The sequence below is a fragment of the Bradyrhizobium sp. UFLA05-108 genome (genome assembly GCF_059803455.1).
In genome coordinates this window covers 17,753-39,404 of the sequence record NZ_JBANAZ010000082.1, presented here as the reverse complement: position 1 = coordinate 39,404, position 21,652 = coordinate 17,753, and the positions used below count along the sequence as shown (strand labels likewise).

22 protein-coding genes and 2 pseudogenes are annotated in these 21,652 nt (G+C 64.1%); all 24 read right to left on the bottom strand.

Translation table 11 applies throughout. The features are described 5' to 3' along the window. Nucleotides 1–156: 156 nt before the first annotated feature. The 24 genes and pseudogenes from SO140_RS39000 to SO140_RS38885 all read right to left on the bottom strand — a co-directional run bounded on the left by SO140_RS39000 (nucleotide 157) and on the right by SO140_RS38885 (nucleotide 21,642). Nucleotides 157–1,149 carry an ABC transporter substrate-binding protein gene (locus SO140_RS39000; RefSeq protein ID WP_498543875.1) on the bottom strand — a complete coding sequence of 331 codons (993 nt, stop codon included), beginning with the start codon at nucleotides 1,147–1,149 and terminating at the stop codon, nucleotides 157–159. A 170-nt stretch (nucleotides 1,150–1,319) separates the two neighbouring features. Next, on the bottom strand, nucleotides 1,320–1,595 hold the full coding sequence (locus tag SO140_RS38995) for a DUF1467 family protein (protein WP_449382872.1): 276 nt from the start codon (nucleotides 1,593–1,595) through the stop codon (nucleotides 1,320–1,322). Between the two features lie 9 nt (nucleotides 1,596–1,604). After that, nucleotides 1,605–2,009 (bottom strand): methylmalonyl-CoA epimerase, encoded by a 405-nt coding sequence (gene mce, locus SO140_RS38990; protein ID WP_498541345.1) that lies wholly within the window; start codon nucleotides 2,007–2,009, stop codon nucleotides 1,605–1,607. A gap of 94 nt (nucleotides 2,010–2,103) precedes the next feature. Then, entirely contained in the window at nucleotides 2,104–3,774 is a 1,671-nt protein-coding gene (locus SO140_RS38985) for a ribonuclease J (protein ID WP_449382874.1), read from the bottom strand. After that, the gene (locus SO140_RS38980; RefSeq protein ID WP_449382875.1) at nucleotides 3,774–4,580 is read right to left on the bottom strand and encodes a biotin--[acetyl-CoA-carboxylase] ligase; all 807 of its coding nucleotides are present in this window, start codon (nucleotides 4,578–4,580) and stop codon (nucleotides 3,774–3,776) included. The genes SO140_RS38985 and SO140_RS38980 overlap by 1 nt, the downstream gene beginning before the upstream one ends. 2 nt (nucleotides 4,581–4,582) lie before the next feature. After that, a complete protein-coding gene (nuoN, locus tag SO140_RS38975) occupies nucleotides 4,583–6,019 on the bottom strand; it encodes an NADH-quinone oxidoreductase subunit NuoN (protein WP_449382876.1) in 1,437 nt (478 codons plus the stop codon). Nucleotides 6,020–6,042: 23 nt separating this feature from the next. Further along, nucleotides 6,043–7,551 carry an NADH-quinone oxidoreductase subunit M gene (locus SO140_RS38970; protein WP_449382877.1) on the bottom strand — a complete coding sequence of 503 codons (1,509 nt, stop codon included), beginning with the start codon at nucleotides 7,549–7,551 and terminating at the stop codon, nucleotides 6,043–6,045. Then, the gene (nuoL, locus tag SO140_RS38965) at nucleotides 7,552–9,627 is read right to left on the bottom strand and encodes an NADH-quinone oxidoreductase subunit L (RefSeq protein WP_449382878.1); all 2,076 of its coding nucleotides are present in this window, start codon (nucleotides 9,625–9,627) and stop codon (nucleotides 7,552–7,554) included. Nucleotides 9,628–9,634: 7 nt separating this feature from the next. Beyond that, on the bottom strand, nucleotides 9,635–9,943 hold the full coding sequence (gene nuoK / locus SO140_RS38960) for an NADH-quinone oxidoreductase subunit NuoK (protein WP_092180923.1): 309 nt from the start codon (nucleotides 9,941–9,943) through the stop codon (nucleotides 9,635–9,637). Beyond that, a complete protein-coding gene (locus SO140_RS38955; RefSeq protein WP_498543874.1) occupies nucleotides 9,940–10,578 on the bottom strand; it encodes an NADH-quinone oxidoreductase subunit J in 639 nt (212 codons plus the stop codon). Before SO140_RS38955 ends, nuoK begins: the two co-directional genes overlap by 4 nt. Nucleotides 10,579–10,587: 9 nt before the next feature. Continuing rightward, nucleotides 10,588–11,076: an NADH-quinone oxidoreductase subunit NuoI gene (nuoI, locus tag SO140_RS38950; RefSeq protein WP_449382906.1), complete on the bottom strand. Its 489-nt coding sequence runs from the start codon at nucleotides 11,074–11,076 to the stop codon at nucleotides 10,588–10,590. A 14-nt stretch (nucleotides 11,077–11,090) separates the two neighbouring features. After that, nucleotides 11,091–12,158, bottom strand: a complete 1,068-nt coding sequence (nuoH, locus tag SO140_RS38945; RefSeq protein WP_449382880.1) for an NADH-quinone oxidoreductase subunit NuoH — start codon at nucleotides 12,156–12,158, stop codon at nucleotides 11,091–11,093. 10 nt (nucleotides 12,159–12,168) lie between these two features. Further along, nucleotides 12,169–14,244, bottom strand: coding sequence for an NADH-quinone oxidoreductase subunit NuoG (gene nuoG, locus SO140_RS38940; RefSeq protein WP_449382881.1), 2,076 nt, complete (start codon nucleotides 14,242–14,244; stop codon nucleotides 12,169–12,171). 5 nt (nucleotides 14,245–14,249) lie between these two features. Beyond that, a pseudogene (locus SO140_RS38935) lies at nucleotides 14,250–14,606 on the bottom strand (NADH-ubiquinone oxidoreductase-F iron-sulfur binding region domain-containing protein); the annotation flags it as partial. 16 nt (nucleotides 14,607–14,622) lie between these two features. Next, a pseudogene (gene nuoF / locus SO140_RS38930) lies at nucleotides 14,623–15,456 on the bottom strand (NADH-quinone oxidoreductase subunit NuoF); the annotation flags it as partial. Nucleotides 15,457–15,471: 15 nt separating this feature from the next. Further along, complete coding sequence (locus tag SO140_RS38925; protein ID WP_498541338.1) at nucleotides 15,472–15,678, bottom strand: hypothetical protein; 207 nt, start codon at nucleotides 15,676–15,678, stop codon at nucleotides 15,472–15,474. Further along, nucleotides 15,678–16,289 (bottom strand): NADH-quinone oxidoreductase subunit NuoE, encoded by a 612-nt coding sequence (gene nuoE, locus SO140_RS38920; RefSeq protein WP_449382884.1) that lies wholly within the window; start codon nucleotides 16,287–16,289, stop codon nucleotides 15,678–15,680. The genes SO140_RS38925 and nuoE overlap by 1 nt, the downstream gene beginning before the upstream one ends. A gap of 12 nt (nucleotides 16,290–16,301) precedes the next feature. Then, nucleotides 16,302–17,267, bottom strand: coding sequence for an FkbM family methyltransferase (locus tag SO140_RS38915; RefSeq protein ID WP_498543873.1), 966 nt, complete (start codon nucleotides 17,265–17,267; stop codon nucleotides 16,302–16,304). Continuing rightward, nucleotides 17,267–18,463 (bottom strand): NADH-quinone oxidoreductase subunit D, encoded by a 1,197-nt coding sequence (locus SO140_RS38910; RefSeq protein WP_498541336.1) that lies wholly within the window; start codon nucleotides 18,461–18,463, stop codon nucleotides 17,267–17,269. The genes SO140_RS38915 and SO140_RS38910 overlap by 1 nt, the downstream gene beginning before the upstream one ends. A gap of 2 nt (nucleotides 18,464–18,465) precedes the next feature. After that, the gene (locus SO140_RS38905) at nucleotides 18,466–19,077 is read right to left on the bottom strand and encodes an NADH-quinone oxidoreductase subunit C (RefSeq protein WP_449382887.1); all 612 of its coding nucleotides are present in this window, start codon (nucleotides 19,075–19,077) and stop codon (nucleotides 18,466–18,468) included. Nucleotides 19,078–19,088: 11 nt separating this feature from the next. After that, the gene (locus SO140_RS38900) at nucleotides 19,089–19,679 is read right to left on the bottom strand and encodes a NuoB/complex I 20 kDa subunit family protein (protein ID WP_498541335.1); all 591 of its coding nucleotides are present in this window, start codon (nucleotides 19,677–19,679) and stop codon (nucleotides 19,089–19,091) included. Then, entirely contained in the window at nucleotides 19,670–20,035 is a 366-nt protein-coding gene (locus SO140_RS38895) for an NADH-quinone oxidoreductase subunit A (protein WP_008136158.1), read from the bottom strand. Before SO140_RS38895 ends, SO140_RS38900 begins: the two co-directional genes overlap by 10 nt. Nucleotides 20,036–20,299: 264 nt before the next feature. Beyond that, a complete protein-coding gene (locus SO140_RS38890) occupies nucleotides 20,300–20,509 on the bottom strand; it encodes a hypothetical protein (protein WP_498543872.1) in 210 nt (69 codons plus the stop codon). Then, nucleotides 20,506–21,642, bottom strand: coding sequence for a PepSY-associated TM helix domain-containing protein (locus tag SO140_RS38885; RefSeq protein ID WP_449382889.1), 1,137 nt, complete (start codon nucleotides 21,640–21,642; stop codon nucleotides 20,506–20,508). Before SO140_RS38885 ends, SO140_RS38890 begins: the two co-directional genes overlap by 4 nt. Between the last annotated feature and the right edge of the window lie 10 nt (nucleotides 21,643–21,652).

Genomic DNA, 21,652 nt, shown 5'->3' with positions numbered 1-21,652 from the left:
GACGTCGCTGCTTCATGTCCACACTCCATCTCTGCTAAAAGATTAGAGTGTTGCACCGACCGGTTGAGTCCACCCCCTTTAGCGATCAAGTTCGTGCGGCGGCGCGATATGTCGCGATGGCCCATTTCCGGAGTCATGCACCGCAACAAGAAGGTTCTATTGGATCACTCCGGCGGCGCGAGCGAGCAGCTCAGGAGCTGGTGCAATGCCGAGCGCTTTCGCAGTCTTGAGATTGATGACTAACTCGTATTTCGTCGGCGCCTGCACTGGAAGGTCGGCCGGTCTTTCACCTCTGAGGACACGATCGACGTAGCCAGCCGAGCGTCGGACTATGTCGGCAGTATTCGGTCCATAGGAGATCAGTGCCCCTTCCGTAGCGAACTGCCGGAAGCCGTATATCGCAGGAAGCCGCTGTCGTTCCGTCAATGCAATGACCGCGCGGCGGTGATTATTGATGAATGCGTCCGGTGCGACGATCAGAGCACCGCCAGGCTCGCGTGCGAGCGCCGTGATGGCTGCCTCGACCTCCGCCTCGTCGCGCACGGGAGATGCGGAGAGCTCGAGGGCGAGCGATGTGCGGGCCGCTTCGAGTTCGCGCAGGAATGCCGGGTAAAAAGGCGTCGTGTCGGGATTGAAGATGAGCGCTACACGTCTGACCCCGGGAGCAATCTCCTTAATCATCTCCATCCATTTTCCGATCAATAGGAAATCGATGAAGGTGAAGCCGGTGATGTTGCCGCCCGGCCGCGACAGGCTGGCCACGAAACCCTGTCCGACCGGATCGTTAACGAGGTTGAATACGATCGGAATGGTGCTGGTCGCCTCTTTCAACGCTGCGGTGATTGGCGTCCCGCTTCCGACGATGAGGTCCGGCGCCGAATGCACCAACTCCGTCGCGTAGGCTCGGATTCGGCCCAGATCTCCGCCGGTATATCGATGTTCAATTCGAATATTGCGATTCTCGATCCACCCGAGCGCCTCGAGCCCCTCCCGAAACGCAATGACGCGGGTCAGCACTTCATTATCGTTCTCGAGGTATGGATGGAGGAACGCAACACGACGCATGCTCGTCGCCTGCTGCGTGCACGAGGCCAATGGCCAGCCAACGGCCGCGCCTAATGAAAGTGCAATGAACTTGCGTCGTCGCATTCGTCGCCCTTCAGGCCGAGCGACGCGGTCTAGCATATGCGTCAAGTTCCAAGTGTAATGTGCATCACAGCAAATATCCGCGCTGATGTTGCAGATGGGTCATTCGCGACCGCGTCCGCTGATGTTGCCCACCATTTGACGTCCGCTCTGGCCCCAAAGCAGCGTTCGTCCTAGAACGGCATTCCCATCAATTTGGACAAGCGTTCGATCGAGAGATAGCCGGCATGATAGGCGGTCATGCCGATCGCAAAAACAATTCCCGAGATCAGCGTGGTCCAGATCAGCTTGGGGCCCATCTTGGTCAGGATCGGCGCGCCGGGATCGGTGCCGGGTGCTCCGACGCCGTCCTCATGCTGGCTGCGTACGCCGAACGGCAGGGTCACGAACAGCGTGACCCACCAGAGTACGAAGTAGATCGCGAGTGCGGTGGATATCTGGTAGGCCATGGTTCGGACTTACGCCTGCTCGATTTCGACCAGCGCGCCGGAAAAATCCTTCGGGTGCAGGAACAGCACCGGCTTGCCGTGCGCGCCGATCTTCGGCACACCGTCGCCGAGCACCCGCGCGCCCTCCTTCACCAGCACGTCGCGCGAAGTGATGATGTCGGCGACCTCGTAGCAGACGTGGTGGATGCCGCCGTCGGCATTGCGCTCCAGGAATTTTGCGATCGGCGAGGCGTCGCCCAGGGGCTCGATGAACTCGATCTTGGTGTTGGGGAGCGTCACGAACACGGTGGTCACGCCGTGCTCGGGCAGCGCCACGGCCTCCGAGATCTGCGCCCCGAACGCCGCGCCATAGATCTTCGCCGCCCTGGCGGCATCCTTAGTCGCGATCGCGACATGGTTGAGCCGACCCAGCATGGTTCTCTCCCTTCTTAGAGCATGATCCGGATCCGAAGGGCCGCGTTAGCGCAAAATGTGACGCGGCATTCCGGAGAGATGATGCTCAAAAGATTCAGACCGTCAGTACGTGTACCAGACAGGGGGGCTTTTTGCCCCAGTGTTCGTTGATCACGGCGCGCACGGCGCGTCGCACCGACTCGCCCAGCGCATCCGGATCGCGGCGGCGCGGTTTTGGCAGGCCTTCAATGGTCGAGACGACGGCGTCGAAGACCAGGTCGTCAAACGCCTCGCCCGCCTTGTTCTTCTCGGGGATACCGACGAGATCGACCTCGGGCTCGTCGGCAAGCTCTCCCTGCGCGGTCATGGCGATGGCGACGAAAGCACAACCGGAGAAGGCCATCCGCCGCCGCTCGACCACCGCGCGCGATTTGGAGTCCTCCAGGATCGTGCCGTCCTTGTAGAGACGTCCGGAAGGCACCTCGCCAACGATACCGGGATCGCCTGGGCCGAGCTTCACCAGATCGCCATTCCGGCACACCAGCACTCGCGGCACACCGGCGGCGCGCGCGAGCTTGGCGTGCTCGTGCAGATGCAGGGCCTCGCCATGCACGGGGATCAGGAGCTGCGGCCTGGTCCAGGCGATCATGTCGCGCAATTCGTCACGCCGGGGATGGCCGGAGACGTGGACCAAATGGTCGCGGTCAGTGATGACCTCGACGCCCTGGAGGACCAGATTGTTGATGATCGAACCGACGGCCTTCTCGTTGCCGGGGATGGTGCGCGAGGAGAAGATCACGCAGTCGCCGCGGTTGAGCGTGATCTCGGGATGGTCGTCATTGGCGATGCGCGCAAGCGCCGCGCGCGGCTCGCCCTGGCTGCCGGTGCACAGCGCCAGCACCTTGTTCTGCGGAAGATGGCCGTAGACCTCGGGCGAGCGGAAATTCTGCACGCCGTCGAGGTAGCCGGTCTCGCGCGCGACCTGCACGACCCGATCCATGGCGCGGCCGACGACGACGACCTCGCGGTCGGCGGCGCGAGCCGCGTCCGCCACCGCCTTGATGCGCGCGACGTTGGAGGCAAAGGTCGTCACCGCGACGCGGCCCTTGGCCTCCTTGACGAGCTCGATGATGGTCCGGGCGACCTCGGCTTCCGAGGGCGAGCGGCCCTCGCGCACCGCGTTGGTGGAATCGCCGATCAGGGCGAGCACACCCTCCTCGCCGAGCTGACGCAACCGCCGCTCGTCGGTGGGACGGCCGATAATGGGGGTCGGATCGATCTTCCAGTCGCCGGTGTGCAGCACCGTGCCGACCTCGGTGTGGATCGCCAGTGCATGGGATTCCGGAATCGAATGCGCGACCGGGATGAACTCGACGTTGAACGGCCCGATGTCGACGCGGCCGCCGGAGGGGATCACGGTGACCGGGATCTTTGGCGGATTGCGCTCGGCCGCGCATTTGGCCTCGAACAGCGCCGCGCTGAACTGCGTCGCATAGATCGGACATTGCAGCTTCGGCCAGAGATCGATGATCGCGCCGAAATGATCCTCATGGGCGTGCGTGAGCACGAGGCCCATCAGATTCCTGCGTTCCTTCTCCAGGAAGTTGATGTCGGGCATGATCAGGTCGATGCCCGGCAGGTGCTCCTCGTCGCCGAAGGAGACGCCGAGATCGATTGCGAGCCAGGCACGCTGGTGGCGGTTGCCGAGGCCATAGATCGACAGGTTCATGCCGATCTCGCCGACACCGCCGAGCGGAGCAAACACCAGTTCGTCGGGCCTTGCCATCATGCCGCTCCCACGGATGCGGCCGCGCCGAAGAAGACCTCGCCAGCGGCCACCGGCACGCGCCGGCCGTCGGCGGTGCGGACGATCAGGCAGCCGGCCTCGTCGATGGTGTCGAAGATGCCCTCGAGCGTTGCGTTCCCGGTCCGGATCGCGACCTTCTCGCCGAGGCCGGCGGCGCGCTCCAGCCAGAGGCGGCGGATCTCCGCAAAGCCGCGGCCATCGTCCCAGATGCCCTGGAATTCGACCCAGGCATCCGACAGCGCCGTGAACAGCTCCTCCGCGCTGATATGGACGCCCAGGGCGGCCAGCGACACCGCGGGCGTCGGCGTGCCCTCGGGGGCCGCGACGACGTTGGTGCCGATGCCAACCACGACGGCCAGGCGGTCGCCGATGGCCTCGGCTTCGAGGCCGATGCCGACGAGCTTCTTGCCGCCGGCAAGCACGTCGTTCGGCCATTTCAGGGTGTATCGGGGCCGGTCGGGACCGAGGCGAAGCGCAGCCTCCACGCTGACCCGCTCCAGCGCCGCCTCCTCGGCCAGCCCCGCCGCAAAGCCGAGCGTGGCGGCGACGGCCGGCGCGACGTCCATCACCTCGAGGATGCTGGCCGCCAGATTGCCCCGCGGCGCGATCCAGGCACGCTGGCGGCGGCCGCGCCCCGCCGTCTGCTCCGATGTCACGAACCAGATCGGGCCGCGCTCGCCTTGGCGGGCGCGCTCCAGGCCTTCCGCATTCGTCGAGCCGATCTGGTCGAAGGCTGCGAGGCGGTAGCCCGCGCTGAGAGCTCGATGACCGAGCGCGAAGCCCATCCCTAGAACAGCGACTTTGCCGCTGCGCTGGCGACACTCACGACGGGTCCCGCAAACAGCGCAAACAGGATGGTGAACAGGCCTGCAACCGCCAGCACAGCCCGCACCTCGACGCGCACCGGATCGATCTGCCCGGCAGGCTCGTCGAAGTACATCGTCTTGACGATGGCGAGATAGTAGTAGGCGCCCACCACGCTCGTCAGCACGCCGATGACGGCGAGCGTGAACAGGTTGGCCTTGATCGCGGCGACGAAGACGTACCATTTGGCGAAGAAGCCGGCGAGCGGCGGAACGCCGGCAAGCGAGAACAGCAGCATCGCGAAGAAGAAGGCGAGCAGCGGGTTGGTGCGCGAGAGGCCGGCGAAATCGCTGATCTGCTCGACGGCCTGGCCGTTGCGCTTCATGGCGAGAATGACGGCGAATGAGCCGAGCGTCATCGCAATGTAGATCACGAGGTACATCAGCACGCCCTGCGCGCCCTCGACCGTGCCGGAGGCAAGGCCGACCAGCGCAAAGCCCATGTGGCCGATCGAGGAATAGGCCATCAGGCGCTTGATGTTGGTCTGGCCGATCGCGGCAAAGGAGCCGAGCGCCATCGAGGCGATCGCCACGAACACCAGGATCTGCTGCCATTGCGAGACGATGCCGGGGAATGCGGTCAGCGTCGCGCGCGTGAACACCGCCATGGCTGCCACCTTCGGCGCCGAGGCGAAGAAGGCGGTCACCGGCGTCGGCGCGCCCTCATAAACGTCGGGCGTCCACATGTGGAACGGCACCGCTGAGACCTTGAAGCAGAGGCCGGCGAGCAGGAAGACGAGACCGAAGACCAGTCCGACGCTGGCGGTCGTGGCAGAAGCCGCGATGCCGGCGAAGCTGACCGTGCCGGTGAAGCCATAGATCAGCGAGGCGCCGTAGAGCAGCATGCCGGACGACAGCGCGCCGAGCACGAAGTACTTCAGACCGGCTTCGTTGGACTTGGCGTTGTCCCGGTTTGATGCCGCCACGACGTAGAGCGCGAGCGACATCAACTCGAGGCCGAGATAGAGCGAGATCAGGTCGCCCGCCGAGATCAACACCATCATGCCGAGGGTGGAGAGCAGGACGAGGATCGAATACTCGAAGATGCGTCGCGACGGATCGGACAAGAACTCCGTCGACAGGAGCAGCGTGACCGCCGAGCCGATCAGGGCCAGAATCTTCAGGAAGCGCGCGAAGTCGTCGACGATGAAGCTGCCGCCGAACGTGACCTGCTTGCCCGCTGGCAGCAGCAACACCAATACGCCGGTCACGACGAGGAGAAGGATTGCGAGCGTAGTCACCGCCCTCGTCGTCCCCTGCCCGCGATACGCACCCAGCATCAGCAGCGCCATGCTGCCAACCGCGAGGACGAGCTCGGGCACCACCGGTGCCAATTGATAACCTGCAGTCTCAAAGCTCATGGCGATACCCTCACCTGCCGCAATTATTGCAGCAGTGCGGCGGCCTTCACGGCCGTCACTGCGGTGTTGTAATTGTTGACGAGTTGCTGGACCGAGGCCGCCGACATGTCGAGCACCGGCTTCGGATAAACGCCGAACAGGATGGTCAGCGCGACCAGCGGGAACAGCGTGATGCACTCGCGCAAGGTCATGTCCTTGATCGACATCAGCGTCGGCTTCACCAGAGCGCCGAACACGATCTTTCGATACAGCCACAGCGCATAACACGCCGAAAGGATCACGCCCGTGGTGGCGAGGAACGCCGTCGGGAGCGAGACCTTAAACGTGCCGAGCAGCGTCATGAACTCGCCGATGAACCCGGACGTGCCCGGCAGCCCGACATTCGCCATGGTGAAGACCATGAACACCAGCGCATAGAGCGGCATCCGGTTGACGAGGCCGCCATAGGCCGCGATCTCGCGGGTGTGCATGCGGTCGTAGACGATGCCGACGCAGAGGAACAGCGCGCCTGACACGATGCCGTGCGAGATCATCTGGAAAACGCCGCCGGCGACGCCCTGGATGGTGCCGGCGAAAATGCCCATGGTGACGAAGCCCATATGCGCCACCGAGGAATAGGCGATCAGCTTCTTCATGTCCTCCTGCATCATCGCCACCAGCGAGGTGTAGATGATGGCAATGACCGAGAGCGTGAAGATCAGCGGCGCGAAGTCGTGCGAAGCCAGCGGGAACATCGGCAGCGAGAAGCGCAGGAAGCCGTAGCCGCCCATCTTCAGCAGGATCGCGGCCAGGATCACCGAGCCCGCGGTCGGCGCCTCGACGTGCGCATCCGGCAGCCAGGTGTGCACCGGCCACATCGGCATCTTCACCGCGAAGGAGGCAAAGAAGGCCAGCCACGCCCAGGTCTGCAATGACCGCGGCACGGCGGTGTGCATCAAAGTCGGGATGTCGGTCGTGTTGCCGTTCCAGTACAGCGCCATGATGGCGAGCAGCATCAGCACCGAGCCGAGCAGCGTGTAGAGGAAGAACTTGAACGAGGCATAGACCCGGCGCGGGCCGCCCCAGACGCCGATGATCAGGAACATCGGGATCAGGCCGCCCTCGAAGAACAAATAGAACAGCACGAGATCGAGCGCCGAGAAGGTGCCGATCATCAGCGTTTCCAGGATCAGGAATGCCATCATGTATTCGCGCACGCGGCTCTGGATCGCCTTCCAGCTCGCGATGATGCAGAACGGCATCAACGCGGTGGTCAGGATCACGAAGGGCAGCGAGATGCCATCCACACCCATGTGATAGGTGATGCCGGCGGCGAGCCAGTTGGCCTTCTCGACGAACTGGAAGTCGGCGATCGAGGAATCGAAGCGCGCGACCAGGAGCAACGAGACCGCAAAGGTGATCAGCGTGGTCCAGAGCGCTATCCAGCGCGCATTGCGCCGCGCCGCCTCGTCGTCGCCGCGAACGGCGTAGACGAGCAGCGCTCCGACGAGCGGCAGGAAGGTGGTGACGGAGAGGATGGGCCAGGTTGTCATTTACTGGCCTCCAAAGCCGAACATGAACCAGGTGATCAGGCCGGCGACACCGATCAGCATGGCGAATGCATAGTGGTAGAGATAGCCGGTCTGGATCTTCACGACGTTGCGGGTGATGTCCAGCACACGCGCCGAGACGCCGTCCGGCCCCAAGCCGTCGATGATGAAGCCGTCGCCCTTCTTCCAGAGCTGGTAGCCGACCCACTTCGCCGGACGGACGAAGATGATGTCATAGAGCTCGTCGAAGTACCACTTGTTGAGCAGGAACTGATACAGCATCGGCTGGGTGTTCGCGAGCTCGACCGGCAGGTACGGCCGGCGGATGTAGAACAGGTACGAGATCAGGAAGCCCACGATCATCATCACGGTCGGCAGGAAGCCGATGGTCTCCGGGATGTGGTGCATCTCCTCGATGATGTGCGGGTTCATCTTCACGGACTCGCGGAAGAACTCCTCGATGCCATGACCGGCGAACAACTCCTTGAACGGGAAGCCGGCCAGGATCGAGCCAGCGGCAAGAACCCCGATCGGGACTAGCATCCACATCGGGCTCTCATGCGCAGCCGCGTAATGATGCTCGTCATGCGGCTCGCCGTGGAAGGTCTTGAAGATCAGGCGCCACGAATAGAATGAGGTCAGGCCGGCGGCGACGACCGTCATCAGGAAGCCGTACACCGCGAACGGGTTGTGCGAGGCGTAGGCTGACTCGATGATCGCGTCCTTGGAGAAGTAGCCGGCGGTGAGCGGGAAGCCGGTCAGCGCGAGCGTGCCGACCACCATCACCGCATAGGTGTAGGGGATCTTGCGCCACAGGCCGCCCATGTTGCGGATGTCCTGCTCGTGATGCATCGCGTAGATCACCGAGCCGCTCCCCAAGAACAACAGCGCCTTGAAGAAGGCGTGCGTGAACAGGTGGAACATGCCGACCGAATAGGCTCCCGCCCCCATCGCCACGAACATGTAGCCGAGCTGCGAACAGGTCGAGTAGGCGACGATGCGCTTGATGTCGTTCTGCACGAGGCCAACGGTCGCGGCGAAGAACGCCGTGGTCGCGCCGAAGAACATCACGACGGCCTGCGCGTTCGGCGCGAGCTCGAACAGCGGCGACAGCCGCGCCACCATGAAGACGCCCGCCGTCACCATGGTCGCGGCGTGGATCAGCGCCGAGACCGGGGTCGGGCCTTCCATCGCGTCCGGCAACCAGGTGTGCAGCAGGAACTGGGCCGACTTGCCCATCGCGCCCATGAACAGCAGGCAGCAGGTCAGCGTCAGCGCGTCCACCTGCCAGCCGAAGAAGTTGATGGTCTTGCCGGTGAGGCCGGGAGCCGCATGGAAGATCGTCTCGAAATCGGTCGAACCGACCAGCGCGAAAACCGCAAAGATGCCGAGCGCAAAGCCGAAGTCGCCGACGCGGTTGACGACGAAGGCCTTGATTGCGGCCGCGTTCGCCGACGGCTTCTGGTACCAGAAACCGATCAGCAGATAGCTCGCCAGACCCACGCCTTCCCAGCCGAAGAACAGCTGCACGAGGTTATCGGCCGTCACCAGCATCAGCATGGCGAACGTGAACAGCGAGAGATAGCCGAAGAAGCGCGGCCGGTACGGATCCTCGTCCATGTAACCGATGGAATAGAGGTGCACGAGCGAGGACACGGTGTTGACCACCACCAGCATGACGGCGGTGAGCGTGTCCACCCGAAGCGCCCAGTAGACCTGGAGGTCGCCCGAGAGGATCCACGGCAGAATCGGAATCCGCGCGTCGTGGTGCAGGAAGCCGACGTCGACCAGCGTGAACCACGACAGGGCCGCCGAGACGAACAGCAGCCCGGTCGTGATCAGCTCGGCCGCGCGCGAGCCCTGAGCCGGCGGTTCGGAGACGTGGTGGTCGTCGTGGCCGTGATCGTCGTGGGCATGGTCATCATGAGCTGCCGACGCATGACCATGGGCATCGCCATGCGCGTCGTCGTGATGCTCGACCGTATCGCCGCTGGGGTTGCGGGCATGCGCGCCGAAAATGGCGATCAGGCCGGCGAGAATGGCGCCCAGCAGAGGCAGAAAGACAATTGCCTGGACCATAGCTGGGTTAACCCTTCATCAGATTGACGTCCTCAACCGCGATCGAGCCGCGGTTGCGGAAATAGACCACCAGGATGGCGAGACCGATTGCGGCTTCCGCAGCCGCGACCGTCAGCACCAGCAGCGCGAAGACCTGGCCGACGATATCGCCGAGGAAGGTCGAGAACGCCACCAGGTTGATGTTGACCGAGAGCAGGATCAGCTCGATCGACATCAGAATGATGATGATATTCTTGCGGTTCAGGAATATGCCGAGGATGCCGAGCGTGAACAGGATCGCGCCGACGGCAAGATAGTGTCCGAGCCCGATCGTCATTTCACCCACTCCGCCGCATCGGCATCCTGGAGTCCCTGCCCCGACGCCACCTTGCGCAGCGCCATCGCCATGTCGGGCGTTCGCGCGTTCTGAACGTTGATGTCCTGCCGCTTGACGCTGGCCTTGTGGCGCAGCGTCAGCACGATGGCGCCGATCATCGCGACCAGCAGCACCATGCCGGCGAGCTGGAAGTAATGGATGTACTTCGTATAGAGCACGAGCCCGAGCGCCTCGGTGTTGGAGACGTTGGCCGGGATCGCCGCCGTGATCGTCCTGGACACGGTCGGGTTGATCACCCAGGCGCCGACGACCAGCAACAGCTCGAACATGAAGATGCCGCCGATCACGAGGCCAACCGGCAGGTATTCGATGAAGCCCTCCCGCAACTCGAGGAAGTCGACGTCGAGCATCATGATCACGAACAGGAACAACACCGCGACCGCGCCGACATAGACGACGATCAGGATCATCGCCAGGAACTCGGCGCCCATCAGCACGAACAGGCCGGAGGCGTTGACGAAGGCCAGGATCAGATACAGCACCGAGTGCACGGGATTGCGCGAGACAATCACCATCACCGCCGAGGCGACGCAGATGCCGGCGAACAGATAGAAGAACAGCGCGGGAAGGATCATGCCCTCACCTCACCGGTACGGCGCGTCGAGCTCGATCGCTTGCGCGATCTCGCGTTCCCAGCGATCGCCGTTGGCGAGCAGCTTGGCCTTGTCATAGAACAGTTCCTCGCGGGTCTCGGTCGCGAACTCGAAGTTTGGACCTTCGACGATGGCGTCAACCGGGCAGGCCTCCTGGCAGAGGCCGCAATAGATGCACTTCACCATGTCGATGTCGTAGCGCACGGTGCGGCGCGTGCCGTCGTTGCGGCGCGGCCCGGCCTCGATGGTGATGGCCTGCGCCGGGCAGACCGCCTCGCACAGCTTGCAGGCGATGCAGCGCTCTTCACCGTTCGGATAGCGGCGCAGCGCATGCTCGCCGCGGAAGCGCGGCGAGATCGGCCCCTTTTCGAAGGGATAGTTCAGCGTCGGCTTCGGCTGGAAGAAGTAGCGCATGGCGAGGAAGAACGCCGAGACGAATTCCGACAGCAGAAGCGAGCGCGCGGTAGCGTTGATGTTGATACCCATGGCGGACCTCACTTCGGCGCGATGCCGGCGAAATGCAGCACGCCAGCCACCACGATCACCATCGCCAGCGACAGCGGCAGGAAGACCTTCCAGCCGAGACGCATCAGTTGATCGTAGCGGTAGCGCGGCACGATCGCCTTCGCCATCGCGAACAGGAAGAACATGAAGAACAGTTTGAGCGAGAACCAGATGATCCCCGGCACCCAGTTGAACGGCGGCAGATCGACCGGCGGCAGCCAGCCCCCCAGGAACAGGATCGTCGCCAACGCGCACATGGTGACGATGGCGACATACTCGCCGAGCATGAACAACAGATACGGCGTCGAGCCGTATTCGACCATGAATCCGGCCACGAGCTCGGACTCGGCCTCGACGAGGTCGAACGGCGGACGATTGGTTTCCGCCAGTGCAGAGACGTAGAACACCACGAACATCGGGAACAGCGGCCACACATACCAGTTCAGGATGGTGAGCTGCGGCAGGCCGATCAGGCTGGCAAGGCCACGCGCATGCTGCGCCTCGACGACCGCCGACAGGTTCAGCGTGCCGGCGCAGAGCAGCACGGTGATGATGACGAAGCCGATCGAGACCTCATAGGACACCATCTGCGCGGCCGAGCGCAAGGCGGCCAGGAACGGGTACTTCGAGTTCGACGACCAGCCGGCCATGATGATGCCGTAGATCGACAGCGACGAGATCGCGAAGATAAAGAGAACGCCGACATTGATGTCGGAGATCACCCAGCCGAGATTGGTCGGGATCACCGCCCAGGCCGCGAGTGCGAGCACGCACGACACCAGCGGAGCAAGCAGGAAGACGCCCTTGTTGGCGCCGGAGGGAATGATCGGCTCCTTCAGCACGAACTTCAGGAGGTCGGCGAACGACTGGAATAGGCCCCAGGGACCGACCACGTTCGGGCCGCGGCGGATCTGCACCGCCGCCCAGATCTTGCGGTCGGCGAGCAGGATGTAGGCGATCGCGACCAGCAGCACGACGAGCAGCAGGACGCTCTCCGCGACCATGATGATCAGCGGCCAGAGGAATCCGGTCCAGAATGCGCTTTCAAAGAATTCCATCAGATCACGCTTACTCCGCTGCGGTCAGCATCTGCCCGGAGGCAAGCCGCGAGCATTCCGCCATCACGGCGGACGCACGCGAGATTGGGTTGGTCAGGTAGAAGTCCTCAATCAGGGCCTTGAACGGCGCCTTCTCCGGCGTGCCGCCCTTGCCCGCAAGTGTCTTGACCTGGTCCGCGGTGCCCGCCTCGATCTGGTCCAGGCGGATCAGATGCGGCACCGCCTTGAAAATCGCCTGGCGCAGGGCCGCGAGCGAGTCGTAGCCGAGCTTCTTGCCGAGCGCTTCCGACAGCGCGCGGACGATCGCCCAGTCCTCGCGGGCCTCGCCCGGCGGGAACGCGGCGCGGCCCGTCATCTGCGCGCGGCCCTCGGTGTTGACGTAGATCGCCGACTTCTCGGTGTAGGCCGCCGCTGGCAGGATGACGTCGGCGCGGTGCGCGCCGCGGTCACCATGGGTGCCGATATAGACGACGAAGGTGCCGTCCGGCGCCTTGATCTCGTCGGCCCCGAGCAGGAACAAGACGTCCAGCGTGCCGAAGGTCGTCATCTGCGCGGCGTTCAGGCCGCCGGCGCCTGCCGCAAAGCCGATATCCAGCGCGCCGACGCGCGAGGCGGTCTCGTGCAGCACGCCAAAGCCGTTCCAGCCGTCCTTCACCGCGCCGATATCGAGCGCCAGCTTGGCCGCCTGCGCGAGGATCGCCGCGCCGTCGTGACGCGAGGTCGCGCCCGCGCCGACCAGGATGACCGGGTGCTTGGCGTTCTTCAGGACGTCAGCGAAGGAGTGCTTGCCGGCCACGAGGTCGGCGAGCGTCTCCGTACCCGCGCCGAGATGATCGTAGTCGTAGGTCAGATCAGCCTTGGCACCGACCGAGCCGATCTTGAGGCCGCCCGCGCGCCAGCGCTTGCGGATACGGGCATTGAACACTGCCGCGTCCTTGCGCGGATTGGCGCCGATGATCAGCAGCGCATCGGCCTGTTCGATGCCGACCAGCGACGGATTGAAGATGTAGGAGCCGCGGCCCAGCGCGGGATCGAAGGCGTCGCCGCCCTGCACTGCCAGATTGGCCGAGCCGAACTTGGCGAGCAGATCCTTCAGCGCAAACATCTCCTCGACGCCGGCGAGATCACCGGCAATCGCGCCGATCCGCTTGCCGTCGCTACGGCCCGCCTTGGTGGCGATCGCGGCGAAGGCTTCGGTCCACGAAGCTGCACGCAGCTTGCCGGCCTCGCGGATATAGGGCCGGTCGAGCCGTTGGGTGCGCAGGCCGTCGACGACGTGACGAGTCTTGTCCGAAATCCACTCCTCGTTCACGGCCTCGTTGACGCGCGGCAGGATGCGCATCACCTCGCGACCACGGGTGTCGACCCGGATCGCCGAGCCGATGCCGTCCATGACGTCGACCGACTGGGTCTTGCCGAGCTCCCAGGGGCGCGCGGCGAAGGCGTATGGCTTCGAGGTCAGCGCACCGACCGGGCAGATGTCGACGAGGTTGCCCTGAAGCTCGGACGTCAGCGCGTGCTCGAGATAGGTCGTGATCTCCATGTCCTCGCCGCGGCCCGTCGCGCCCATCTCGGGCGCGCCGGCGACTTCCGCCGAAAAGCGGACGCAGCGCGTGCACTGGATGCAGCGATTCATCGAGGTCTTGACCAGCGCGCCGAGATACTTGTCCTCGACGGCGCGCTTGTTCTCGGCGAAGCGGCTGGTGTCGACGCCATAGCCCATCGCCTGGTCCTGGAGATCGCACTCGCCGCCCTGGTCGCAGATCGGGCAGTCCAGCGGATGGTTGATCAGAAGGAACTCCATCACGCCTTCGCGGGCCTTCTTCACCATCGGCGACCGCGTCGAGATCTCCGGCGGCTCGCCCTTCGGACCCGGACGGCAATCGCGCACACCCCAGGCGCAACTCGCGACCGGCTTCGGGCCGCCCTTCACTTCGACGAGGCACATCCGGCAATTGCCGGCGATCGACAGCCGCTCGTGATAGCAGAAGCGCGGAATCTCGGCGCCGGCGGCCTCGCACGCCTGGAGTAGCGTGTACTCCGGCGGGACATCGATCTCTTTGCCGTCGATGATGAGCTTTGTCATTCTTCCTACTCCGCCGCGACCATGTTCACGGGATCGCGGACGCCGGCATCGTCGATGTCGGCCTTGTGCGAATACTGGTCGATCCGCGCTTCGATCTCATGACGGAAGTGCGCGATCAGGCCCTGGATCGGCCAGGCGGCTGCGTCGCCGAGCGCGCAGATGGTGTGGCCTTCGACCTGCTTGGTGACCTCGAGCAGCATGTCGATCTCGCGCTTGTGGGCGCGGCCCTCCGCCATGCGGGTCAAGACGCGCCACATCCAGCCGGTGCCCTCGCGGCACGGCGTGCACTGGCCGCAGCTCTCGTGCTTGTAGAAATAGGAAATGCGGGCGATCGCACGGATCAGGTCGGTCGACTTGGATGTGTATAAGAGACAGGTCCCAGCCGCCGCGGATGCCGCCGCAATGCTTCTCGATCAGCTCACGGAACGGAATGCCCATGGCTTCTTCGACGTTGCACGGCCGCTCGACATGGCCGGAGATGCAGAACAGTTTCGTGCCGACGTTGTTCGGACGGCCGATGCCGGCGAACCACGCCGCGCCGCGGCGCAGGATGTCGGGCGCAACCGCGATCGACTCGACGTTGTTGACGGTGGTCGGGCAGCCGAACAGGCCGACGTTGGCCGGGAACGGCGGCTTCAGGCGCGGCTGGCCCTTCTTGCCCTCGAGGCTCTCGAGCAGCGCGGTCTCCTCGCCGCAGATATAGGCGCCGGCGCCGTGCGCGACGTAGAGATCGAACGGCCAGCCGTTGACATTGTCCTTGCCGATCAGCTTGGCCTCGTAGGCCTGGTCGATCGCGGCCTGGAGGTGCTCGCGCTCGCGGATGAACTCGCCACGGACATAGATGTAGCAGGCGTGCGCATTCATCGCGCAGCTCGCGATCAGGCAGCCCTCGATCAGGAGATGCGGATCATGACGCATGATCTCGCGGTCCTTGCAGGTGCCGGGCTCGGACTCGTCGGCGTTGACGACGAGATAGCTCGGCCGGCCGTCGGTCGATTCCTTCGGCATGAACGACCATTTCAGGCCGGTCGGGAAGCCGGCGCCGCCACGGCCGCGCAGGCCTGACGCCTTCATCTCGTTGATGATCCAGTCGCGGCCCTTGTCGATGATGGCCTTGGTGCCATCCCAAGCGCCGCGGCGCCGCGCGCCCTCGAGCCCCCAATCGTGGAGGCCGTAGAGGTTTTTGAAGATGCGGTCCTTGTCCTCGAGCATTTCAGTGCTTTCCGATCAACGGTTGGCTTGCTTGTAGGCAAGCCCGGCGGCGCAGACGGCAAAGGTCAGCGCCCAGAGCAGACTGGTTTCCAGCGACGCATTCAGGGTGAAGCGCTGCAGCATGAAGATGAAGGCAGCCGCCACCGCGGCATGCATGGCGATGAAGCCCCATTTCTTCACGGCGCCGCCCCTTCCCGCTGCTGATGTCGCGAGATCACGCATCAGGTGATCTCCTTCAGCGTGGTCGGTCCGGTGACGGGAGCCGAGAACTGACGGCCGTTCTGCGGGCCGGGCTTGGGCGGATTGCCGGAGGCAAAGCCGTCGAGCACCTTGCCGAAGCTTTCCTTGGTCAGATCCTCATAGGTGTCCTTGCCGATCAACACCATCGGCGCGTTCACGCAGGCGCCCAGGCACTCCACCTCTTCCCAGCTGAAATTGCCGTCCTTGGAGAGGTGGAAGGGCTCGTGATGGATCCGGCTCTCGCAGACGTGGATCAGGTCTTCGGCGCCGCGCAGCCGGCACGGCGTGGTGCCGCAGACCTGGACGTGGGCCTTCTTGCCGACGGGAGCGAGCTGGAACATCGTGTAGAAGGTCGCGACTTCGAGCACGCGGATGTAGGGCATATCGAGCAGGTCGGCGATGACGCGGATCGCGGCTTCCGACACCCAGCCATCGTTCTGCTCCTGCGCCCGCCACATGATCGCGATCACGGCCGAGGCCTGGCGACCGGCCGGATATTTGGCGATCTGCTGCTTCGCAAACGCGAGGTTCTCCTCCGTGAACGTAAAGCTCGCGGGCTGGACTTCCTTGGGCGCTAGGCGGCGAACGGACATCTCTTCAATCTCTCACTGGATACGGCGCCGCGCAGCCTTCGCATTCAGGGCATCAATCCTGTCCTGCCAGAATGCGCTTGCGGTGCCGAAAACATTGTAGCCAACGTGGGTGGAGACCTTGATGCGATCGAGGATCGAGAGCTCGGTCACCGTCTCCATGCGACTGGTGGTGGGATCGTAGACGATCAGCTTCAGCGGGGTTTGTTCGAGGATATAGCGCGACACCGCGTGGCTGCGGTCGCTGCCGTGCTCCTCGCACATGATCACGCTGTCGCCTTCAAGAAGCCGCTTGCCACCCTTGATGGCGTCGATCTCGACGCCTTCGACGTCGAGCTTGATCAAATACTTGCCGTTTGCTTCGACCTTGCCGTCATCGAGCAGATTGTCGAGTGCAATCACAGGCACTTCCTCACCGCTCGCCGAGGGCGCGCCCGCGATACTGAAAGCCTCGTGCTTGGTGCCGGAGAGCCGTGCGGTGCCGCGCTCGGCACCGATCGCACATTTCATGGTCTCGAAGCGGTTACCATTGATACGCGCATTGTTCGCAAGCTTCGGGTGGTTCTGTCCCGACGGCTCGATCGCGATCGCCCTGTGCGAGCCGAACGGCTTGCTCGACACCAGCACCGACCAGTAGCCATAGTTCGCGCCGCAATCGAGCAGCGTGTAATCGACGTCGACGGAGTCAGCGAACAACAGTTCCAACTCGTCCTCGTAATTGTAGGAGCGGTTGAGCAGCTTGCTCCAGTAGCCGTCGCCGTAAGGGAATTCGAACACGGCGTCCGGGTTGAGCTTGATCGCGATGTTGCGCTCGGGCAGCGTTTTGCGCAGCAGATTGGCGCAGGCGATGTAGCCCATGTGCGAGAAGTGCGAGGAGATCTTCGATCCCGTCACCAGCGCCAAGGCAGCCGTCCGCTCCCACAGGTTGGCCCCTTCGAGGGCCCCCGAGGCGCGGTCAAACTGGATTGGCGCCGGCGCCATCACCGATCGACCTCTCCGAACACGATGTCGAGCGAGCCGAGGATGGCCGAGACGTCGGCGAGCAGATGGCCCCTGCAGATGTGGTCCATGGCCTGCAGATGGGCGAAGCCCGGCGCGCGGATCTTGCACTTGTAGGGCTTGTTGGTGCCGTCGGAGACGAGATAGACGCCGAACTCGCCCTTCGGCGCCTCGACCGAGGCATAGACCTCGCCGGCCGGCACGTGGACGCCTTCGGTGTAGAGCTTGAAGTGATGGATGAGCGCTTCCATCGAGCGCTTCATCTCGCCGCGGCGCGGCGGGAAGACCTTGTTGTCCTCGACAGCGACCGGCCCCTGCCCGTCCGGCGCCTTCAGCTTCTCGATGCACTGCTTCATGATGCGCACCGACTGGCGCATCTCTTCCATGCGGATCAGGTAACGGTCGTAGCAGTCGCCGTTCTTGCCGATCGGAATGTCGAATTCCATCTCGGCATAGCATTCATAGGGCTGCGCCTTGCGCAGGTCCCAGGCCGCACCGGAGCCGCGCACCATCACGCCGGAAAAACCCCACTCCCAGGCCTCCTTCAGCGGCACCACGCCGATGTCGACGTTGCGCTGCTTGAAGATGCGGTTGGCGGTGAGCAGGCGGTCGAGGTCGTCGACAACTTTGAGGAACGGATCGCACCAGGCCTCGATGTCGTTGATCAGCTTGGGCGGCAGGTCCTGGTGTACGCCGCCGACGCGGAAGAAGGCTGCGTGCATACGGCTGCCCGAGGCGCGCTCGTAGAACACCATCAGCTTCTCGCGCTCCTCGAAGCCCCACAGCGGCGGGGTCAGCGCGCCGACGTCCATTGCCTGCGTGGTGACGTTGAGAAGATGCGAGAGGATGCGGCCGATCTCGCAATACAGCACGCGGATCAACTGGCCGCGGCGCGGCACCTCGATGCCGAGCAACTTTTCGGCAGCCAAGCAGAAAGCGTGCTCCTGGTTCATCGGCGCGACGTAGTCCAGGCGATCGAAATAAGGGATCGCCTGGAGATAGGTCTTCTGCTCGATCAGCTTCTCGGTGCCGCGGTGAAGCAGGCCGATATGCGGATCGACACGCGCAACGACCTCGCCATCCAATTCGAGTACGAGGCGCAACACGCCGTGCGCCGCGGGATGTTGCGGGCCGAAATTGATCGTAAAGTTGCGAAGCTGTTCGGGTTGCTCGTTCATGATCAGGCCTTCGGTCCCGCCTTCTCGTCACCGGGAAGCGGATAGTCCGCCCCTTCCCATGGCGAGAGGAAATCGAACTTGCGGAATTCCTGGTTGAGCCGGACCGGCTCGTACACCACCCGCTTCTCCTGGTCGTCGTAGCGGACCTCGACGAAGCCAGTCAGCGGGAAGTCCTTGCGCAGCGGATGCCCCTCGAAACCGTAATCGGTGAGGATGCGGCGCATGTCGGGATGTCCGACGAAGATCACGCCATAGAGGTCGTAGGTCTCGCGCTCGAACCAGTCGGCGCCGGGAAACACCTCGATCAGCGACGGCACCTGGGTGGTCTCGTCGGCCTGAGCCTTCAGCCTGATCCGGGTGTTCAGCGTCGGCGACATCAGATGATAGACGACGTCGAAGCGCTTCTCGCGCGACGGATAATCCACCGCGGTCACGTCGGTGAAGTTGACGAAGCGGCAACTTGGATCGTCGCGGAGGTACTTGACCACCTCGACGATCTTGGCGGCCTCGACCTCCACCGTGAGCTGGTTGAAGGCCACCGCGTGACCGGTGGCGGCGCCCGGAAGCGCGCTAACGATCGTTTGCCCAAGGGCGTCGAGCTTGCCGTCGTCCATGACGTAAAACCTTAGCGTTCGATGGTGCCGGTGCGCCGGATCTTCTTTTGCAGCAGCAGCACGCCGTAGAGCAGCGCTTCCGCCGTGGGCGGGCAGCCCGGCACGTAGATGTCGATCGGCACGATGCGGTCGCAGCCGCGCACGACCGAGTAGGAATAGTGGTAATAGCCTCCGCCATTGGCGCAGGAGCCCATCGAGATAACGTATCGCGGCTCAGGCATCTGGTCGTAGACCTTGCGCAGCGCCGGAGCCATCTTGTTGGTCAGGGTGCCTGCGACGATCATCACATCGGACTGGCGCGGCGAGGCACGCGGCGCAAAGCCGAAGCGCTCGACGTCGTAGCGCGGCATCGAGACCTGCATCATCTCGACCGCGCAGCAGGCGAGACCGAAGGTCATCCACATCAACGACCCGGTGCGCGCCCAGGTGATGAGGTCATCGGCCGCGGCGACGAAGAAGCCCTTGTCGGACAGCTCGTGATTGACCTCGAGAAAGAACGGATCATTGGCCCCGACCGGCTTGCCGGTCGACGGATCCAGAATGCCCTTCGGGGCCGGCGCGAGAACCGGACCGGCGGACGGCGTGGCAGGGTTCAATCCCATTCGAGTGCCCCTTTCTTCCATTCATAGGCAAACCCCACCGTCAGCACGGCGAGGAAGACCACCATGGACCAGAAGCCGGTCGCACCAAGCTTTCCGAACGCTACTGCCCAGGGGAACAGGAACGCCACCTCAAGGTCGAAGATGATGAAGAGGATGGCGACCAGGTAGAAGCGGACGTCGAACTTCATCCGGGCGTCGTCGAAGGCGTTGAAACCGCACTCATACGCCGACAGCTTTTCCGGATCCGGCTGCTGGAAGGCCACGATGAAGGGGGCGATCAGCAGCACGAGGCCAATCAGGCCCGCTACCCCTATAAAGACCACAAGTGGAAGATAGTTCTGCAGAATGCCGCTCATTGGCGAGCCCTTTTTCCCGCAAGCCTCGGGTGGCTCGCGGATTCGTCCCGATTTGGAATTATTCTGAGCCTTAGCGCAGTGCACCAATGGGTGCAAGACACGCTGTTTTTAGGCCCTTTGCCGCCCCCAGAACAGTGGAAATCCCGGAATCGCCCCGCGGCTGGTATGGAGCAGAACCGCGGCCCCAGCAAGAGCATCCATGTCGGTCCTCCCGCCGTCGGCAGATGCTCCGCGCGGAGCATGTCGGACCGCCTCTCCGCGTGTCTAGGACGGCTTTGCTGTCCTACCGCGACGCAGCCAGGCCCAGGGAATGACGCCCATGGGAGAGCCGACCGTCACCCAGGCGACATATTTGCCGATCTCTCCCCAGAGCAGCGCCGCGAGTAGGCCGATCGAGGTCGCCATAGCGATCAGAATCGGCGCACCGAAGACCCGAATCCACGGGCGCGAGCGGCTGGGCGAGCCATGCATCATGACGGGACCGGGGCTCGTTTCGCGAATGCATCGGCACGGGCGGGCCTCCGCTTCCGCCGCCGTGCCAGCCAAAGGTAGAGACCGCTGCCGATCACGATCATCGTGAACACGTCGAGCGCAGCCCAGATCACCTTCAGCGGCATACCGCCATAGTTGCCGAAATGAAGCGGTTGCGAAATCAAGAGCGCCTGGAGGTAGACCGGCAGCGCCCGGCTGTCGGCGACCTCCCCGGTTTCCCCGTCCAGCAGCACAGGCTTCAGCAGGCGCGCCGTGAGAGCGGTCTCGCCGCGCATGAACGCCGCGAAATGGTGTGATGACGTGAACGGGGCGCCCGGGAAAGCGATGAACGCGATGTCCATGCTGGGCGCGGCCGCCTTGGCGCGGGCGACGACGCCGTCGAGCGAGGCCAGATGCACCGGCGGCGGCTTGCCGGCATAGGGTGCAACCATGCTGGCGAGCTCGGTCGCCTTCCACTGATCGAGCATCAGTTCGGCCCAGGTGTTGATCACGCCGGTCAGCCCGACCACCAGCGCCCAGACCACCGTGATCACGCCGATCAGATTGTGCCAGTCGAGCCAGACCACACGGCGCGCGGCGGGGTAGCGGATGGTCGCAAAGCGCAGGCGGCGCGTGAATGGCCAGTACAGCACCACGCCGGAGATGATGGCGAGCGCGAACAACAGTCCCATCGCACCGAGAAACAGTTTTCCGGCCTGGCCGGCGAACATGTCCGTGTGCAGCTTGAGCACGATCAGCATCGGCCCGACGCCGACAGGTCCGAGCAGCCTGGCCGAGACCGCATCGAAGGCGCGCACGGTGGCATTGTCCGGGGGACCGTCCGGCGCATTGTTGGTGAATGCAAACACGATCCCGGGTTCGTCCTTGTCCCAGGAGATGTATTGCAGTACCCGCCCCGGATCGGCCGCGAGCGCGGCGTCGGCGACCTCTTGGGTGGTCGCACGCGCCGCGCCCGCGTGAGCTTCGGGCTGGGGGGCATAGCCGAGAAGCTCGTCGATCTCGTGATGAAAGATCAGCGGCAGACCGGTCAGGCAGAGCAGGAGCAGGAACACGGTCGAGATCAGGCTGGTCCAGGTGTGGACCAGGGACCAGAGCCTGACGGTGCGCGCCTTCACGACGCGATCC

Coding starts and splice junctions, on each gene's coding strand:
- SO140_RS39000 (WP_498543875.1), bottom strand. CDS start 1,149: ATGCGACGACGCAAGTTCATTGCACTTTCATTAGGCGCGGCCGTTGGC.
- SO140_RS38995 (WP_449382872.1), bottom strand. CDS start 1,595: ATGGCCTACCAGATATCCACCGCACTCGCGATCTACTTCGTACTCTGG.
- mce (WP_498541345.1), bottom strand. CDS start 2,009: ATGCTGGGTCGGCTCAACCATGTCGCGATCGCGACTAAGGATGCCGCC.
- SO140_RS38985 (WP_449382874.1), bottom strand. CDS start 3,774: ATGGCAAGGCCCGACGAACTGGTGTTTGCTCCGCTCGGCGGTGTCGGC.
- SO140_RS38980 (WP_449382875.1), bottom strand. CDS start 4,580: ATGGGCTTCGCGCTCGGTCATCGAGCTCTCAGCGCGGGCTACCGCCTC.
- nuoN (WP_449382876.1), bottom strand. CDS start 6,019: ATGAGCTTTGAGACTGCAGGTTATCAATTGGCACCGGTGGTGCCCGAG.
- SO140_RS38970 (WP_449382877.1), bottom strand. CDS start 7,551: ATGACAACCTGGCCCATCCTCTCCGTCACCACCTTCCTGCCGCTCGTC.
- nuoL (WP_449382878.1), bottom strand. CDS start 9,627: ATGGTCCAGGCAATTGTCTTTCTGCCTCTGCTGGGCGCCATTCTCGCC.
- nuoK (WP_092180923.1), bottom strand. CDS start 9,943: ATGACGATCGGGCTCGGACACTATCTTGCCGTCGGCGCGATCCTGTTC.
- SO140_RS38955 (WP_498543874.1), bottom strand. CDS start 10,578: ATGATCCTTCCCGCGCTGTTCTTCTATCTGTTCGCCGGCATCTGCGTC.
- nuoH (WP_449382880.1), bottom strand. CDS start 12,158: ATGGAATTCTTTGAAAGCGCATTCTGGACCGGATTCCTCTGGCCGCTG.
- nuoG (WP_449382881.1), bottom strand. CDS start 14,244: ATGACAAAGCTCATCATCGACGGCAAAGAGATCGATGTCCCGCCGGAG.
- SO140_RS38925 (WP_498541338.1), bottom strand. CDS start 15,678: ATGCGTGATCTCGCGACATCAGCAGCGGGAAGGGGCGGCGCCGTGAAG.
- nuoE (WP_449382884.1), bottom strand. CDS start 16,289: ATGTCCGTTCGCCGCCTAGCGCCCAAGGAAGTCCAGCCCGCGAGCTTT.
- SO140_RS38915 (WP_498543873.1), bottom strand. CDS start 17,267: ATGGCGCCGGCGCCAATCCAGTTTGACCGCGCCTCGGGGGCCCTCGAA.
- SO140_RS38910 (WP_498541336.1), bottom strand. CDS start 18,463: ATGAACGAGCAACCCGAACAGCTTCGCAACTTTACGATCAATTTCGGC.
- SO140_RS38905 (WP_449382887.1), bottom strand. CDS start 19,077: ATGGACGACGGCAAGCTCGACGCCCTTGGGCAAACGATCGTTAGCGCG.
- SO140_RS38900 (WP_498541335.1), bottom strand. CDS start 19,679: ATGGGATTGAACCCTGCCACGCCGTCCGCCGGTCCGGTTCTCGCGCCG.
- SO140_RS38895 (WP_008136158.1), bottom strand. CDS start 20,035: ATGAGCGGCATTCTGCAGAACTATCTTCCACTTGTGGTCTTTATAGGG.
- SO140_RS38890 (WP_498543872.1), bottom strand. CDS start 20,509: ATGATGCATGGCTCGCCCAGCCGCTCGCGCCCGTGGATTCGGGTCTTC.